Origin of the sequence: Xenorhabdus sp. PR6a (assembly GCF_028599065.1) — a bacterium.
GTDB lineage: Bacteria > Pseudomonadota > Gammaproteobacteria > Enterobacterales > Enterobacteriaceae > Xenorhabdus > Xenorhabdus doucetiae.
On sequence record NZ_JAQRFJ010000001.1, the window covers coordinates 81,950 to 99,895 of the forward strand.

Annotated in this window: 13 protein-coding genes and 1 riboswitch; all 13 genes read right to left on the reverse strand. The window is 45.9% G+C overall.

Annotated features, from left to right (window positions below; genetic code table 11):
- Window positions 1–10: 10 nt before the first annotated feature.
- The 13 genes from recB to rppH all read right to left on the reverse strand — a co-directional run bounded on the left by recB (window position 11) and on the right by rppH (window position 17,701).
- Complete coding sequence (recB, locus tag PSI15_RS00390; protein WP_273581820.1) at window positions 11–3,622, reverse strand: exodeoxyribonuclease V subunit beta; 3,612 nt, start codon at window positions 3,620–3,622, stop codon at window positions 11–13.
- Window positions 3,619–6,507: a pitrilysin gene (ptrA, locus tag PSI15_RS00395; protein WP_273581821.1), complete on the reverse strand. Its 2,889-nt coding sequence runs from the start codon at window positions 6,505–6,507 to the stop codon at window positions 3,619–3,621. Before ptrA ends, recB begins: the two co-directional genes overlap by 4 nt.
- Window positions 6,508–6,526: 19 nt before the next feature.
- On the reverse strand, window positions 6,527–9,949 hold the full coding sequence (recC, locus tag PSI15_RS00400) for an exodeoxyribonuclease V subunit gamma (RefSeq protein WP_273581822.1): 3,423 nt from the start codon (window positions 9,947–9,949) through the stop codon (window positions 6,527–6,529).
- Window positions 9,942–10,331, reverse strand: coding sequence for a prepilin-type N-terminal cleavage/methylation domain-containing protein (locus PSI15_RS00405; RefSeq protein WP_273581823.1), 390 nt, complete (start codon window positions 10,329–10,331; stop codon window positions 9,942–9,944). The genes recC and PSI15_RS00405 overlap by 8 nt, the downstream gene beginning before the upstream one ends.
- Window positions 10,328–10,786, reverse strand: a complete 459-nt coding sequence (locus PSI15_RS00410; RefSeq protein ID WP_273581824.1) for a YgdB family protein — start codon at window positions 10,784–10,786, stop codon at window positions 10,328–10,330. Before PSI15_RS00410 ends, PSI15_RS00405 begins: the two co-directional genes overlap by 4 nt.
- Window positions 10,776–11,399, reverse strand: a complete 624-nt coding sequence (locus PSI15_RS00415; RefSeq protein ID WP_273581825.1) for a prepilin peptidase-dependent protein — start codon at window positions 11,397–11,399, stop codon at window positions 10,776–10,778. Before PSI15_RS00415 ends, PSI15_RS00410 begins: the two co-directional genes overlap by 11 nt.
- Window positions 11,399–11,908 carry a prepilin peptidase-dependent protein gene (locus tag PSI15_RS00420; protein ID WP_273581826.1) on the reverse strand — a complete coding sequence of 170 codons (510 nt, stop codon included), beginning with the start codon at window positions 11,906–11,908 and terminating at the stop codon, window positions 11,399–11,401. The genes PSI15_RS00415 and PSI15_RS00420 overlap by 1 nt, the downstream gene beginning before the upstream one ends.
- 251 nt (window positions 11,909–12,159) lie before the next feature.
- Window positions 12,160–12,954, reverse strand: coding sequence for a thymidylate synthase (thyA, locus tag PSI15_RS00425; protein WP_273581827.1), 795 nt, complete (start codon window positions 12,952–12,954; stop codon window positions 12,160–12,162).
- Window positions 12,951–13,841, reverse strand: coding sequence for a prolipoprotein diacylglyceryl transferase (gene lgt / locus PSI15_RS00430; protein WP_273581828.1), 891 nt, complete (start codon window positions 13,839–13,841; stop codon window positions 12,951–12,953). Before lgt ends, thyA begins: the two co-directional genes overlap by 4 nt.
- Before the next feature lie 201 nt (window positions 13,842–14,042).
- Complete coding sequence (locus PSI15_RS00435) at window positions 14,043–14,570, reverse strand: GNAT family N-acetyltransferase (protein ID WP_273581829.1); 528 nt, start codon at window positions 14,568–14,570, stop codon at window positions 14,043–14,045.
- Complete coding sequence (locus PSI15_RS00440) at window positions 14,567–14,848, reverse strand: type II toxin-antitoxin system TacA family antitoxin (protein WP_273581830.1); 282 nt, start codon at window positions 14,846–14,848, stop codon at window positions 14,567–14,569. The genes PSI15_RS00435 and PSI15_RS00440 overlap by 4 nt, the downstream gene beginning before the upstream one ends.
- Window positions 14,849–14,914: 66 nt before the next feature.
- Window positions 14,915–17,161 carry a phosphoenolpyruvate--protein phosphotransferase gene (ptsP, locus tag PSI15_RS00445; protein ID WP_273581831.1) on the reverse strand — a complete coding sequence of 749 codons (2,247 nt, stop codon included), beginning with the start codon at window positions 17,159–17,161 and terminating at the stop codon, window positions 14,915–14,917.
- A gap of 9 nt (window positions 17,162–17,170) precedes the next feature.
- Entirely contained in the window at window positions 17,171–17,701 is a 531-nt protein-coding gene (gene rppH, locus PSI15_RS00450) for an RNA pyrophosphohydrolase (protein WP_273581832.1), read from the reverse strand.
- Window positions 17,702–17,817: 116 nt separating this feature from the next.
- Window positions 17,818–17,922, forward strand: a riboswitch (TPP riboswitch).
- Window positions 17,923–17,946 lie beyond the last annotated feature (24 nt).

Sequence of the window (17,946 nt, forward strand, 5' to 3'; positions counted from 1 at the left end):
TTCATACGCTTTATTCCTCAGTCGCAGCACTAAAAAGCCTATCCAGTTCGTCAATAAATTCGAAGGGAGGTAAATAGTGATAAATGCCATGCCCAGGATTATCTTTATCAATGCCACGCAAAAACAGATAGATCACGCCACCAAAATGCTGACGGTAATCATAATGAGCCAGCCGATGACGCAAATAACGATGCAGAGCCAGAGTATAAAGCTGATACTGAAAATCGTAACGGTGCTCGATCATGGCGTTTACCATTGCTTCTTGTGTATATGACCGGCTGTTCTCCCCTAGCCAGTTTGATTTGTAATCCACGACGTAAAACTTCTCTTGCCAGCAAAAAACCAAGTCAATAAAACCTTTTAACATGCCCTTGACTTGATGAAAGGACAACGGTGCACATTGCGCAGACAGGGGATCATAACGACGAATCAGCTTATCCATTTCCTTTGCATGCAATAATTTATCCACGGGCAGGTAAAACTGCATTTCACTTTGCTGGAGATGGCGAGGCACACGGGCAAGTTGCATTCCCTGCTCATTGAGCGGCGCACACAGGATATCCTCCATCCACTGTGCCAATACGGGCGCCCAATTTTCATCGAATCCTGACGCAGTCAGTTTTTCTGCCAACCACGCCGGATCCGGAGGATGAGCGAAATCCCGATCTTCCAGAAGACTGTGCAGGAAGGTGCCCGCCGATGCCCCACGAGGAAAAGTATGTGGCGTCATCTGTAATGCCTGTTCTTCCCGCTTTTCACCACGCGCATCAATATCCAGCTTCGGAGAAATAGACTGTACAATCACCTCGACTGACTCGCCCAATGCTCCTGCATAAGCAGGGGAAGTCACGTGAGAAGCGGAATGTTGTAACCCCGAATAACTCGTCACCCGCCACTCATCCCGTACGAAACGCCGCAATTTTCTGGCTTCCAGCGACAGAATATTTTCACCTTGTGCGCGCCATTGTGAATCCGTAGTCTCTTCTGCTTGCTTGATTTCTATGCTGTTATCGACGCTGTCATCGGCAAGCGCTTTCAAGCTGTTAACCAATAGCGCTGCATCACCTTGCTGCCCCTTTTGCAGCAGGTAGCCAAGGGCAGACAGGTGCAAATCCGTATCGCCGGCTTTCCCTCGATTCCCTTTGATAAGCGGAGCCACACCAACGCTACAGTGATAAACTGACCGCGTTAATGCCACATAGAGCAAACGTAAATCCTCCGCCAGACGCTCTTCATCTGCGAGTTCCAGAGCCTCTTTCAGCGTTTCATCGTCATGGGAAATATTGAGGTGCGCCTCAAAGTGATGGCGATCATGATAAACAGCGTGCTTCTGCTTTCTGTAACCACAAATAAAAGGCAAGCAAACCAATGGGTATTCCAGCCCCTTAGACTTATGGATGGTACAGATTTGCACCAGATGCCGATCACTTTCCAGTCTCAGTTGCTGGTTTTCTGATTGTGGGTCAGGGCGTGAAATCTGTTGTCCCAGCCAGCGAACCACGGCGTGTTCACTGTCTAGTTGCTGAGAGATCTCCTGCAATAATTCACTCATGTGCATCACATCGGTGAGCCGACGTTCGCCATCATCACCTGCCAGCAGATTTTCTGCTATCCGGTATTTCACCATAACCGCCCGCAGCATCGGTAATACGCCGCGGGTACGCCATAAACGGGCATAACCATCAAATTCATCAACCAAACGATCCCATGCTGTTTCGTCGTGATTCAACTGATCAATTTGTTGTGCATTCAAACCAAATAAGCTGCTGGCTAATGCACTTCTCAATTCACGCGCTTTTTCCGGCGCCAGTACGGCCTGTAACAACCACAACAGATCTTTCGCTTCTGGCGTATCAAACACACTTTCTCGATTGGAAAGATAAACCGAAGGTATCTTCAGTGTATTCAGTTCCTTACGTATCAAGGAAGCTTCCCTGCGATTACGCACCAGCACCGTAATATCTGCTGCCATAACCGGACGCTGTTTATCTTTGGCCTGATATAAAAGCGCCTTCCCTTCTTGCCCTGCTTGCAACCAATCCCGTATTTGGGCGGCACACTGCCGAGCCATGTGCTGTTCATATTCCCCTTTGGAAACACCTTCACCCGGCTGTAACCAAAATCGCAAGGCAGTTTGATCTTCCCCATGCAGGGAAAATTTCAGACCATGATTTTTTTCTGTGGCATTCACGTGAATAAATGGGATCTGTTCAAACAAAAATGGATGTTTTGGGCGAGCAAACAACGTATTGACTGCTTGCACCATTGAGGCAGAAGAACGCCAGTTCGTTTCCAGCGTGTAATGAGCTTTAACGTTCGAACGGGCGCGAATATAGGTAAAAATATCTGCCCCACGAAACGCATAAATTGCCTGTTTGGGATCGCCAATAAACAGCAAGCCATTCTCTGATGATGAATGCCGATAGATGGCCTGAAAAATGCGATATTGTTGCGGGTCAGTATCCTGAAACTCATCGATCATGGCGACGGGATAACGCTGGCGGATGGTTGCCGCAAGCTGCTCGCCGCCTGCACGCTGCAAGGCACTGTCCAGACGGGTCAGCAGATCATCAAATCCCATGTAACCACGTATCAGTTTCTCTTGATTCACGGACTGACGAACTTCCACGATCGCTTTGGTGATAATGATATCTTTCAATGTCAGCGGTTGTTGATATAAACCATCAATCGCCTCAAACAGAGGATGCCGCGGCGCTTCTCCTTTTTTGGTCTTTTCTGACAAGCGAGACTGACAAAATTTATCCAATTCTTTCGGTAACAGGTAATCTTCGGTTGGCGATTTAGCCCACTGAGAAACACGACGCAACCAATCAGGCAAATACTTTTTACTGTAGCTACGCTTATCAACACCGGAATTAGCGATAAGTTCCTCTAATTCAGCCGCGGCATCATTCCACTGACCTTTTAGCGACTCAATCTGTTCAATGATTTTCTGATGACGGCTAAACAGCGTTTCGTCACTATCAGGGGCATTGACAATATACGGCATATCCCCGTGTAAATAGTCCGAGATATCTTTCAACAAAGCTTCTGGCCCACGCCATATCCGGCTGATTTCTGCCGCGATGGGTAATGGCAGGGGATAACAGTGACGCCGCCAAAAATCGGCACAGCCCTGTTTGCGTAACTGACTTTCATCCTGAATTAACGTTTGATCAAACAAGACACCAGACTCAAACGCATTGTGTACCAACATACGCTGGCAAAAACCATGAATGGTATAAATTGCCGCCTCATCCATCTGACGTTCTGCGACTAATAACCAACTGGCCGCACTTGCCTTGTCAGGAATTTCATTCAGCAATTGCTGATAGAGCGGATCGCTAACAACCGTTTCTTCCCGAATACAAGCCAAGCGGAGTTGGTGGATGTTTTCGCGGATACGTCCACGTAACTCATCCGTCGCCGCTTCCGTAAAAGTCACCACCAGAATCTCTTCGACATTCAGCGGACGGGAAAAGGCGGCAGAGCCGCCCAATCCCAGTAGCAGACGAAGATACAACACGCCTATCGTATAGGTCTTTCCCGTCCCAGCTGAAGCCTCGATCAGCCGCTGACCATACAGCGGCAGTGTTAACGGGTTAAGTTTATCTTTGCTCACAGAGCATTCACCTTAACCGGCAATTGCTTCTGGAAATCTGACACATAATCATAAGTTTTCCAGCCCTTCAGTTCTGCATATTGATGAGCCGTGCCTTTTTTTCCGATAACTTGAGAAATCAGCGCCAATCCTTGACGTTTAATCACCGCTTTTTCATAAAACGCAATGAGCTGCGCTTTAGTGACGTTCTCCATCGCGGCGATGGTTTTATCACGGGTATCAAATTTGAAGTTATTAAGTCCAAAATCTCCCTCATAGCGCGCCACTTCTGCATAGAAAGTCTGTGGGGGTTCATGCATTTCTGTTAACAGTGATTTTTTATACTGCTGGAACTCAGCATCAGACATCGCTTTCAGCTTTTTATCCGCCTGTTGATAAAAGTGCTGATAACGTTGATGCAGGTAATCCGGTTGTTGACTGTTACTTTGCACCAGAAAACCCAGTCCAAATTGTTCGCCTATTCCTGAGCTGGAGGCCGAAACCACGTAGCCAAGCTGTTCTTTTGTCCGCAATTGGTCAAAGAACCACGGTGACAAAATACGACTCAACATATTGGCGTAAACATATCCCGTGATACGGTCATACCCCGTTGGAATATAGATTTCTGCCAGCGCATTATCCGTGCTGCTCGCTGTTCTTTTAAAATTAACCGCATAATTACGGTCAATAACAACGTGTTCGCCCGTCCACCATACAGTCCCTTGATTCGCAAGCTGCTTTTGTGCGGCTTGAATGATATCAATCCCCTGTTGCTCAGTGAAATTACCGAAAACCATCGCCTGTAAGGCTGCCTGTTGGATCATTTTTTGGCGATATCTCACAATATCGTCAATAGTGATGGTATCCAGCACGTTCAGTCTTTCAGACTGTTCGAAGTAAGGCACATTCGCCAGTTGCGAAACGGGCTGTGCGGCCATCTGGAACGCCTTGCTGTTATTGGCAACTTCAATTTGTTCCCGATACCACGATTTCGCCTGTTCCAGTTTCTCCTGAGTCGGCACAAATGAGAGGTACTGTTCTATGGCTGAAGTTAGCAATTCGGGTAAATGTTGCGTAAAACCCCCTGCCATTATCCTCAGCCCCTCAGCATAATCCGTTGAGACCCACATTCCCGCGACAGATGCCTGATAATTCAGTCGATCAAGAGCAGCGGCAGATAAATAAGCAAACAATGCATCGGCAAGCTGATCCTTAATGGTTTTCATCCCATCAGGATTACGCATCTCCAATATGATGCTTCCCTTCGGTTCATCCGCAAAATCTTGGCTTGGCATATACAGCAAGCGAACATTGGGCTTTTCCAACAGCATGTTAGGCTGTTTTTGGCTACCCGATGTTTTCACCAAGGATAAATCATCAGGAATATAGGGGTTCAACTCCGGCAAAGAGAATACATCTTCTGTTGCGAGTTTTTTCCATTCAGCCAATTGTTTTGGCGTAATTTTATTGACTTGATACGGCGCCTGCACAAAGTAGGCTTCTTTGTTATGCGGCTCTGCTGGGCTAATAAACCAGATACGCGCATTTTCCGGCGTTAATTCATTCAGACGGCTGGCTATCGCTTTTGGATCGAAGGCATCTGCAACATAACCTGCATCCAAGACATGGGAAACAGGTAATTGCAACATGGCATCGGATAACCCTTCAATATAGTTCATATTCCGCACGATTGACGCATACTGGAATGACAAATTAAAGACATTTGTCATTTCATCGAAATAATGCTTATTGATGCCCTGTTTTTTTAGCAGCTTGATGTAGGAAAAGATGGCGGCGATAACTTGATCGCGCTGTTCAAGCCCCTTATCAGTGAGCGAAACATAAATATCAAATGTACCGGAGTTACCGTCAGTCTTGGGATTTGCCCCCGCGGTGATACTTTCGATTAATCCTTGCTTGAGTAACCAACCCGATAAGGTATTTTGACTGTTATTACTGCCAATTAAATACCCGACATAGGCGTCTGTTTTACTGCGAAAATCAGCACTGTTATCCGCAATACTAAATTCCAGCCGCAATGTTTTATGCGGTTGTGCCGGCACATAATGGATAATGATGCCTTTTTCTTTATCAGTGATGGCCGGAACTGTAATGGCCGACACAAAAGCATGTCGATTCGGAATGCGCCCAAACGTTTCTGCCGCAATCTGCGCCAGTTTATCGATGGATTGATTGCCATACACCACGCCTTTCATCACATTGGCGGAGTAATAACGCTGGTAAAAATCAACCAGTGTTGTCTGTAATTGGCTGTCAGGTTTGTCTTTGAGTGTTTCCAGATTTCCGCCAGCAAAACGCGCATTAGGGTGAGCCGGATTGATGGTTTCGGAGCGAACCTGCCACATTCGATGCCCTTCCCCCGCACGAGCGATGGTCATTTCATTGTCAACCGCATGACGTTCACGATCAGCATTAACAGGATCCAGCAAAGGTTCAGCCAGTGCATCCGCAAGGCGATCCACCGCGTCTGCTAAAGCGCCATTTTCAACTTCCAGATAGAATGCAGTACGGTTGGCCGTTGTGCTGGCGTTATAACTTCCCCCATTTTTTTGCAAAAATTCAGCAAATCCTGCCGACTGCGGGTAGCGCCTGGAACCCATTAATACCATGTGTTCAAGATAGTGAGCCAGCCCAAGCTGATTATCTGGATTTTCCATATGACCCACCGGAAGAGAGACGGCAGACAAGGATTTAATGGCTTTCTCATCAGAAACCAGCAGAACTGTCATCCCATTTTGCAATTGAATGGCTTTATATTGACGAGGATCGCGATCACTTTTGTGGATCGTATCGGGTAATGGCTGCCAAGACGATTGTGCGTATGCTGTCGCCCCAAAAAACAGCCCAAAGAGCATCATCGTGATGCGGATAAGGTATTTAGGCATAACCTAATATTCTCCCTGATTATTTAAATAATGATCCATTGGAATAACGAACCATCGGTAGTAAATAGCGCTGAACTTCACGCTTCATTCGCTCCAAAAGTGATTGTTCAACCTGCCGGAAGGTACGTTGTACATAGTGATCCGCACCTTCTCCTTTTCTGTCATGTGTTCCCAGCCACTGTTCCATTAATTTATTTTCAGCATGTTGTTGACGCTTTTCGCTAAAATCAATGTCCCCCGTTTCCTGATCAAAACAGTCAACCAGCCATGCCCAACCGCTTCGGCAAAACAGGGGGAGAGGCTCAGACATGCCTTGAAAATAGCCCTCGATCATCTGGTTCAGATAGTGTTTCGCTTCATCCGGTTCCAGTGGCAAGAAGCGATATTCTGAAACCTTTTTATCTCCCTTCTCTTGTTTCCCTTTTTTACCCGTTCCATACATGCGGCTTTCACTGGTTACACCGGAAAGACAAGCGGCAAGATGTTCAATCCATAGTTGGATACCATCATTGGCCGTTAAGTTCGCTGGTCGCCAACGTAAAATTCCATCAGGCTGCATCTGATTCATTCTGCCGGTCAATATCACAGCATCTAATTTCTCATACAGGTCAATGGAAAAAGACTCGGTTCTCTCTTCACGTACCCTGTCGGCTAAGGGCTGCATAGATTCCAATTGTTCCATCCAATAAACTTCACCAAAGGCGCCATAGGGTAACCCTCCCGACGCACGGAGGTGGGAGAACAAAGATTCAGGTGCTCCCTGTTCTATCAGGATGCTCAACAGTAGTTGGTTAAATTGGTAGCGTTGCAGATTATCCAGGACAAAAGGTTCTTCTTCCGGCAGCTCCATCTCTTCAATGATAAAATGCACCTTCAACCGTTGCTGAAAAAAAGCCCGGACGGGATGTCGATAGAAGCGGATCAATGCATCCAGAGCCACTTCTTTGACTTCGCTGCGATCAAAATCAATCGGCTGACAAAAATCCGTGGCTGAAACACCCTGCTGTGTCGCCGCGGGCAGCCATTCTGCGGCATAACTTTGTAAATGGTGGTTGGGTAAGAAATTTTCCGACGCAAAAGGTACACGAGTATGTTGTACCCGCAAATGCTTTCTGACATTTCTGGCACTGTCATCAACATTGCGCATTTCATCACCGGATAAGCAAAAACTCTGGCAAATATAATCCATTAATTCGTTAACCAATACGGATGGATTGCATTTCGTATCATCACGAATCGATTTACCGATATAGCTAATGTAAAGAAATTGTTCCGCCGAAACTAACGCTTCCAGAAACAGATAGCGGTCATCGTCACGCCGTTTCCTGTCCCCCCGCTGAGTTTTTTCTGCCATAAGATCAAACCCAAGAGGCGGGATGGTACGCGGATAAACCCCGTCATTCATCCCCAACAGGCAAACCACCTTAAAAGGAATAGAGCGCATCGGCATCAGGGTACAAAAATTGAGGGCACCGGCAAGAAAGCGCTGGCTGATCTTCTCATCATCAAAACGCAGCGCCAGCTCATCGCGTAGCAGCACCAAAGGAATGCTTTCGTCATAATGCGCATTCAGGCCATCATCAATCACTTTTTGCCATTGCTGCGTAATCAGCGCCAAAACCAGTTCAATTTCATCATCGGTGTCGAAAAAAGTGTCTAACAGTTGCGGACATACCGCTAACCAATCTGTCAACCGCTGTTCTTCGCTCAAAATCTTACGCCAGCGATTCAGTGCCATTAAAAATTCCGCCAGTTGTCCGGCCAATTCAGCTGCGAGGCCACTGGATTCATCATAAGGCAATACATCATTCCACGGGCCGGCATGGCTATCCATCGCATAACCCAATAGCATGCGTGTCAGACCAAAGCGCCAAGTATTCTGCCCTGTGGCAGGCAAAGATAAGGCAGCAATATTGTCATCATCAAGCCCCCAGCAAATGCCGGATTCTTTTACCCAACGCCGCAATAAACGTAGCCCGTCCTCCTGAATCGCGAATTTATTGGCTAAGGCAGGGACTTCCAATAATGCCAACACCTGTTCTGCCGTAAACCGACTCTGCGGCAAATCCAGCAGGCTAATGAATGCCTGTAAGACAGGATGCGCCTGGCCAACCTTACGATCAGAGATAGCAAAAGGGATATAACGATCATCGGGGGCATTGCCAAAAACCGCCTGAATATAGGGAGCATAGTTATCGATATCTGCCATCATCACAATGATATCCCTCGGCATCAGCGAGGGGTCATCATCCAACCAATGCAGGAGTTGATCCTGCAATACTTCGACCTCTCTTTGCGGGCTATGACATGAATGAAAAGTCAGAGAGCGATCAGCATCATTAAATGGGCGCTTCTTGAGACTATGTTTAAAGGTATTTTCTGTCGAACCAATCTGGGCATGATCTTCAAGATTAAGGATATCTTGTTGGATTTGGTGCAAGACAGAATCAGGTTCTAAGTCAACAAAAGCATGAATATCAGAATCTGGCTCTAATTGTGACAACAGATAAAGGTGATCCCGTCCTAATTTTCCCCAAGATGCCAGCAAGGGATTATTCAGCGCCTGCTCCCCTTCTTCATTAAAGAGCGATGGGACATTTTCTGGATCTTTAAATCTTTCCAGCAATTGATGGCTTTTATAATGTTTTGGCTTACGGCTCGCTAATTTGGCAAGAAAAGTATAACTTTGAATATCTCCCCAATAATATTGGCATGGGTTAGTGAACATAAGATGAATATCAATATAGTTACCCAATACCTTGAGTACTTGCAGGTAAGCAGGAGGTAATACCGAAATACCGCAGATGAAAATGCGCGAAGGAAGCTCTTTCAATGGAAAATTCCCTTCTTCCAACGTCATGATAAATCGCTGGTACAAATTAGCGCGGTGCCACAAAGGTTGTTGCAGCTGACGGGTATAGGCGGTCAGTTCAAGCCAGAGTCTTTTTTGCCATAACTGGCTGCTGCTCAAGCCATCAATTAATTGCCCATTCTCCCAGTTTTCTAACCACTGTGGGCGATAAACCAGGTATTGGTCAAACAGATCGGCAATTCTGCCCGCTAACTGGTGGATCTTGCGTTTATCAATATCCTGATCAAGATAGTGGCTGAGTGCTGAAAACTCCGGTTCCGCCAATAAATCAGGCAGCAGGGTCATTAACTTCCATTTCATTGCCCCCTTACTGAAAGCACTTTCTTTGGGAATATCAGGCAACACGTGAGTAAATATCTGCCAGATAAACGTGGCCGGCAGCGGGAACACCATATTCGCGGCAATACCCAGTTTTTCTGCCAACTGAATTTGCAACCACTGTGACATCCCTGGGCTTTGCACCAAAATCACTTCTTTGCCAAATGGGTCAGGCAGGGGATCCTCCCCGATCAATTTCGCCATCAACTCTTTGAGAATATCGAGCTGATTTGAATGATAAACTCTAAACATCAATGCTCCCACTTGCACAAAACCAACGTTCTAATTTACTGGGTTTATTGTAATGCACTGTCAGCTTAATCGTTACCTGATAGCATCCCCAAGCGTGAAATTCTCGTTGAGATTCCATTTTCCAGCCCCGCGGTATCGCTTTCTCATCCGCTTTCTGCAAATCAATCTGGCCTGCCAAACGTTCGTATTGTTCTAACTGGTCATGAGCATATCGCACCGCTTTAAGCTGCTCCCAATAGTGTTGGAAATTGGCTGACAAGGCTTGATGGTAACGCATTAAACCCAATAAAGAGATCGCAAATACGGCAGATGCAAGCATAACTTCAGGTAAACTCATCCCTTCTTGTCGTCCCTGTCGCCCAAGTAAGTTAAATATTTTCATAAACAAAATTCAGCCTGAGAGACAGGACAAAAATCCAGCCAACCGCTTTCAATAGGAATCAGTTCACCAGAAATAAGTGTATCTTGATTTAAGGGTTTCATCTGTTTAATCCATTGATAAAGTTCAAGTTTTTCTCCTGATGTGAATTGAGCAACCCCTTTTAATAAGAAAAGATTGCCTGAATAGTGTTTGAGGCAACTGGTCAGGTGAAATTCCGTTTGTTGCAGACAAAACCAGGTTTCTGCTTCTTGCTGATGGAGCGGCCATGATTGCGCCTTTCCCCATACCAGTGATGATTCAGCCCGCCCAAAAGCCTGCAAATAATTTTGTTCATCCATCATCATAAGCATTGCGCTTTCCTGTTGATAATGGAGTGCTTTCAGCATCATTAAACTCAGTGCCAATAGCATCATGATCGATACCAGTAGAATATTCCCCTGTTGCTTATCTGCCATAGGTTTTTTCCCTGATATTGCGCAGCCGGATTGTCGCTTGATAGCGATATACAATTGATGAGGATTTCAACCAATGGGCATCAATAGACAAAGTGACAAAAATCACGCCTTCTTTTGCCCGTGATTTCTCAAGCTGAAAGCGATCAATAACCACTTCTTTGGGATCAAATAACCTTTCCCAACCATTTTCCTGACAATTTCCCGCCCCTCTTTTCCACTCAAGGAAACGGTTATTTAAGCGATAACCAAAAAATTCAGCGTCAATATGATCAGGTTTTTCCCATCGATTATTTAAATTGAGATCAAAAGCAACTATAAAACAGGAATTCATAGCTTCCGTATTTTTATTTTGAATGATCAATGGATCACCTTTACACTGCTCCCTATCCCGACAATAACCTGCCCGGCGGATATCTTTCTCCATCAAATGGGCGGTTCTATCCACCAGATAATGCAATCGATATTTTCGATAGAGATCAAGAACCTGCCCTGACAGAACCGGATAGGTTTTCGTCATAGCAACAAAAATCACGCTACTGATTAACAGGGCGACCATGATTTCCAACAAGGAAAATCCTGCCTGTTTTGGCTTGTCATAAACACGAGTCGGCATCACGGGTTCTTTATTCCCTCACAATGAGGAAGCGGGTTAATTGTATTACTGCATGTCCTGATCCTCCCACGTCCTGAAATGACGACACTCATTTCACCTGCCGGGTTTGCCAGGGTGAAACTGGCTGGCACTGCTGTATTTCTGATGCCATAAAAATCAATGCGATCAGTCGTGGACGAGGATAAAAACACCGCTTCATGAGGAGAGTTCACCCGTTCCCCATCCCCTTCATCGCAAGCCGCTATTTGGGTTACCGACGATACCAGACACCAAGGCGACCCCATCACTAACCATAAGGTACGATCCTGATTTAAAGAGTTTGCCAAAGCCTGCTGCCTTTCCATAAAAGACAGCACGTTATGCACTGCTGATTGCAAATGCAGGCGACTTTGATATTTCCCCCAATAATACAATCCCCAAGACAAGCTAATCGAAATAATGAGCATGGCTATCATCAATTCTAACAATGTAAATCCATTTTTCTGGTGAATACATTTATATTCCATCATTTCCTGATTTCTCTACCCTGCACAATATTGATCAAGAGGAATATCGACGATAAGCAACCAAATAAACAGAGCCACGATTTGATTATGCGAAGAGGTTTAAAGAAAAAACAGGTATTTTGTCTTGTTACATTTTAATTGCGTAACTGTCCACAAAATAAAATTCAGTTTTCATAGTAAAAACAAAGAAGAGTGGAATAATAATTCACTAAAATATATTTTCCATCCTCATGTTTGAGGATGGAAGAAGAGGATTAAATGGCAACCGGGGCTTTAATACCGGGATGTGGATCATAATCCACAATCTCAAAATCTTCGAATCGATAATCAAACAGTGAATCGGGTTTCCGCTTCATCACTAACTGAGGTAACGCGCGGGGTTCACGGCTTAATTGCAGTTTAGTCTGTTCCAGGTGATTGCTGTAAAGATGAGTATCTCCCCCCGTCCAAACAAAATCACCCACGTCAAGATCACACTGTTGAGCCATCATATGTACTAATAGCGCGTAGCTGGCGATGTTGAACGGCAAGCCTAAAAACACGTCACAAGAGCGCTGGTAAAGCTGGCAGGAAAGTTTACCGTCTGCGACGTAGAACTGGAAAAAAGCATGGCATGGCGCCAATGCCATTTTATCTAATTCCCCGACGTTCCATGCGGAAACGATGATCCGACGCGAATCAGGATCACTTTTCAACTGCTCAATAACCTGCGTCAATTGATCGATTTGACGGCCATCCGCAGCGCCCCAGGCACGCCATTGTTTACCGTAAACCGGCCCTAAATCGCCATTTTCATCAGCCCATTCATCCCAAATGGACACCCCATTATCATGCAGGTATTGGGTATTGGTATCGCCATTTAAGAACCAGAGTAATTCATGGATAATCGAGCGAATATGACAACGCTTGGTGGTGACCAGTGGGAATCCTTCTTGCAAATTGAAACGCATCTGATGACCAAAGATAGAGAGTGTTCCCGTTCCTGTACGGTCATCTTTTGCTGTGCCCTCTTCCAGCACTTTTTTCATTAAATCCAGATACTGTTTCATTTTGCCTCTTGTACCTTGTTATTACGAGTTTTGTTGCCGGGGTATTTATATGCCCATATCATCATCAGTATTCCCGCTAAAATCATCGGGATAGAAAGGATTTGCCCCATACTTATTCCTTCAAACAGCCCAAGCTGTGCGTCAGGCTGGCGGAAGAATTCGACGATGATGCGAAATGCACCGTAACCAATCAGGAATAGGCCTGAAACGCTCCCCATCGGGCGCGGTTTACGGATAAATAAATTGAGGATGATAAATAATACGATGCCTTCGAGCACCATTTCATATAATTGTGAGGGATGGCGGGGCAGGACACCGTATTGCTCCAGAATCGGCCATAACGAAGGATTGGCGCTGGCGATGGCAATATCTTCACTGCGGGAACCCGGAAATAACATTGCCCACGGCGTATCAAGCGTAACCCGCCCCCATAATTCGCCATTGATAAAGTTACCGATACGCCCCATGCCCAAACCAAAAGGCACTAAGGGAGCGACAAAATCCGCGACCTGTAAGAAATGGCGCTTGGTGCGGCGCGAAAACCACCACATGGCGCAAACAACGCCGACCAGTCCGCCGTGGAAAGACATTCCCCCATCCCAGACTTTAAACAGATAAAGCGGGTTATCCAGGAACATTGGGAGATTATAGAACAAAACATAACCGAGGCGTCCACCGACGAAAACCCCGACAAACCCTGCATACAGTAAGTTCTCAACTTCGTTTTTGTCCCAGCCACTGTTTGGTTTTGCTGCCCGGCGATTTGCCAGCCACATGGCGAAAACAAAACCGACCAGATACATAAAACCATACCAATGGAGGGATACCGGCCCGATTGAAAAGATGACAGGGTCAATATTAGGAAATGCCAGATAGCTAGTGCTCATCGTTCCCCACTAAAAATCATGTTGTGTGAATGAATGATATTGTGAATAAATGATCTTGTGCGAATAAATTATATGACTTGAATAGGTTAAGACAAATAATCGCGGATAATAACACAGGCAAGTGACTTGCTCACCACTAAACGGCATGTGGTTGCAAGCATGAAAATGCTGAAAGTTGAAAAATGCTATTCCATTTTTTCTTTACAACTTTCCTGAGGCAGTCAGTGCAAGATGGATAGTTTTGAACGGTAATAACAGAGATAAAGGGGCATCTAATAACGAGACAGCGCCAAAACTCTCATACCATTTTGCAACCTGTTGATTCTTAGCATCAATCAGAAAAGCAACACCACCCGCTTGCATAGCAACCAAAAGACAGCGTCGTCCTGCTGCAAGTAATAATTGCCCTCCAAGACCTCGATTCTGTGCTGAAACATCAACTGCCAAGCGGCCAAGTCGAAAAACTGGCACTTCATGCCGCGCCAAACCACGCTTAATCACGTCAGGTGCACGTTCGTAAGCTATAGAAGCTGGGCTAAGGGTATAATATCCAAGTATTTTCTTACTGATGTCATCAGTCACAGCAAGATAAGTTTTTGCACCGCCTTTCTCATGGCTCTGCCTTGCATGGCGATATAAAAATTGATTCAACGCATAGTCACCACAGTCGAAAGAGGCACGATCATGATGCTTACTGATAGGCTCTTCGCGCCAGATCGGTAACGTCATGGTAACCTCTTTGGTAAGGCAAATGCTGCAGCCATTAACTTATCGTTAGGTGTCGGCGGGTTATCCAAAAGATCCAGTACACGCAAACTGTCTCTCTCGGTGAGTTCCAATCGTTCATTTTCTTCGATGATCTTTCGTGCTACTGACACCACATTGCGGACGACGAACTCGGTTAAGTTAGTGTGTTGCAGGGCGGCTGCACGCATCAACAATAACTTATCGTCTGAAGCAATTCGTAAGGACATACGGTCATTGGTTTCTACTGGAATCTGAGGCATAACTGTGCCCTCCCATTTTGTACACATTTAAATTGTACAATAGGGTCAAGTGATTCACAATAGACACTACTTACCACCCCGAATCAAGCCGCCCAAGCCCTGTGATTCCATAAATTCGGTGGACAGCGCTTTTACCTCATGGCTGGTTTCGGCTTTCAGTATCAATTCAATAAGGTGCTCAAGCTCCTTGGCATCCAACTGCCGCAGCAAATACTTGGTACGCGGAACGCTGCGGCCACTCACGCTCAGGCTGCGATAGCCTAAACCAAGCAATATTAATGTTCCCATTGGCAGACCGGCCATTTCTCCGCATACGCTGATAGGGAGATCAAGGCGTTGGCATTCATCAAAGGCCAGTTTCAGGGCGCGGATCACCGCAGGATGTAAATTGTCATACAGCGAAGCGACGTGGGTATTATTGCGATCCACTGCAAGCAAGTACTGGGTCAAGTCATTCGTACCAACAGAAACAAAATCAATCCGTTGCTTTAATTGAGGCAGCAAAAAAAGCGTAGAGGGAACTTCAAGCATCATGCCAATTTGGGGCATGGTAATGGTATCGGCTAATGCCTGCTCTACTTCAGCTTTCGCTCGCTCAATCAATTTGCGAACTTCATCAATTTCTTCAATACTTGTCACCATCGGCAAGAGTATTTTTAAATTGCCCGTCTGTGCATTGGCTTTTAGCATCGCCCGAAGCTGGATCAGGAATATTTCCGGTTGATCGAGTGTAATGCGAATTCCCCGCCATCCCAGACAAGGATTTTCTTCATGGATAGGCATATAGGGAAGTTGTTTGTCAGCACCAATATCCAATGTTCTCAACGTTACTGGCTTATCAGGAAAAAGTTCCAGCATCTCTTGGTAGCGATTTTTCTGCTCATCTTCTGATGGAAAACCGCTGTGCAACATAAAAGGGATTTCTGTGCGGTACAGCCCAATACCATCAATACTGTCTTCTATCTGCTGTTCATGTTTCAAATTCAGGCCAGCGTTGAGCTGCACCAGAATGCGTTCGCCGCTTTTTAAACGCGCTTGTTTTTGCTGTTCACATTCCGCCAGCTTGCTGAGAACCTGTTCTTCCTCAATGATTTGTTGGTATTCCTGAGCAACCAGCAGCTCTGGTTCAATTAAAATTTCGCCGCGATAACCATCAAGGATAAGCGTCCGGTTGTGTAATAGCGCAGGCTGGATATCCGCCCCCATGATAGCGGGAATGCCCATCGCCCGAACCAATATGGCAGAATGGGAGTGAGTTGCGCCATCTCGCACAATCACGCCAACCAATTGATCTTGCGGCAATTCAGCCAACAAATTGGCATTGAGTTCATCAGCAACCAGAATAAAGCGCTCCGGCCATTGCTTTGTTCCCGTGAAGGAATCATTCAGATGGAACAGCACCCGTTGACCAAGCGCCCGCAGATCCGATGCCCTCTCTCTCATGTAAGGATCTTGCAAGCTGGCAAACTGTCCGGCATATTTTTCAATCACCGTCTTGACCGCCCACTCCGCCACAAAACCGTTATCAACAGAATAAAACAGATCTTGTTTGAGCTGGGGATCATTTAAGAGATGAGAATAGAGATCAAAAATAGCTGCGCTTTCTTTTTGTGAACTGGCAGTAAAACGCTTACTGATACGGCGGCATTCAGCGGTGGCTGCTTCAAGGGCCAACGTCAGCCTTGAGCGTTCCGCCTGATAATTCAGCGTTAATGCTTCTGTGATTTGCTCTAATAAAGGTTGGGAGCAATCTTGCCATCCCTGCGCCATCACAATGCCGTCAGAAATGGCGAGCGCCTGAATACGGGTCTGACGATATCGGCCGAATAATCCTTTTACTTGCGCCTGGGCGAGAACAGCAGCAAGCTGCATCGCCAATGTCACCATGAAAGATTCTTCACTTTCATTAAATAGCCGTCGCTCATGCTGTTGAACAACTAATATTCCCTGCAACTGGCGACGATAAATCATCGGTACACCTAAAAAAGCCCGCAGACTTTCTTCTTTCACTTGGGGAATATATTTAAAACTGGGATGGTCACGGACATCCGCAAGATTAATTAATTCAGACAAACGCCCAACTTGCCCTACAACGCCTTCATCAAAGGCCAGACTGATTGTTTTCCCTCTAGGTTTGCTCAACCCTTTAGTGGCCATCAGGTAATAACATTGCCGCTGATGATCGGCCAAATAGATAGAACAGACATCCGTGTTCATTGCCTGACAGGTTTCATTGACCAGTAGCTCAAGCGCTTCAGATAAATGGGTTGCCATCGCAACCTTTTCAACAATTTCCCGTAAGCGCATGAGCATAGCAATGACCTAACTTCTTCTACGACGATGTAAATAAGGTGAAGGTAATAATGAAGCAGGCTCCTGCGTTGACATCACAATAGAAGAGAATTCTTTCATCACGCGGCGATAGACATCTCGTTTAAAAGAAACGACTTGTCGGACAGGATACCAGTAACTGACCCAACGCCAGCCATCAAACTCCGGCGTTTTACTGCGCTGCACATTAATATCTGCTTCATTACATAACAATTGCAATAAAAACCAACGTTGCTTTTGCCCAATACAAACGGGCTTTGTATCCCAACGCACCAAACGCTTGGGTAATTTGTAACGCAACCAGCTCCGGGTCGAGGCGAGAACCCGTACATCTTTGCGATTTAAACCAACTTCTTCGAACAACTCGCGATACATCGCTTGTTCTGGTGATTCCCCCGGATTGATGCCCCCTTGAGGAAACTGCCAGGAATGCTGCCCATAACGGCGGGCCCACAAAACCTGCCCTTGGCGATTACAAATTACAATTCCTACATTCGGGCGGTAGCCATCATCATCGATCACCAGACTACCTCTCGGTATAACAAATTTAAAAAGATAGCTAATTGTTTCACACTCATCCCAAGCGGTAAACCTCTATGATTAGACTTTGCAGACGCAACCGAAGTCTCTACAATACCGCTATCTCAACGGGGTGCGGCTGTCATAAAACAGTACTGCTGAGAACAAACCCGTCGAACCTGAACCGGTTAGTACCGTCGTAGGGATTTGAGACGCTAATCATTGATATAACAGATGTCATTTTCATT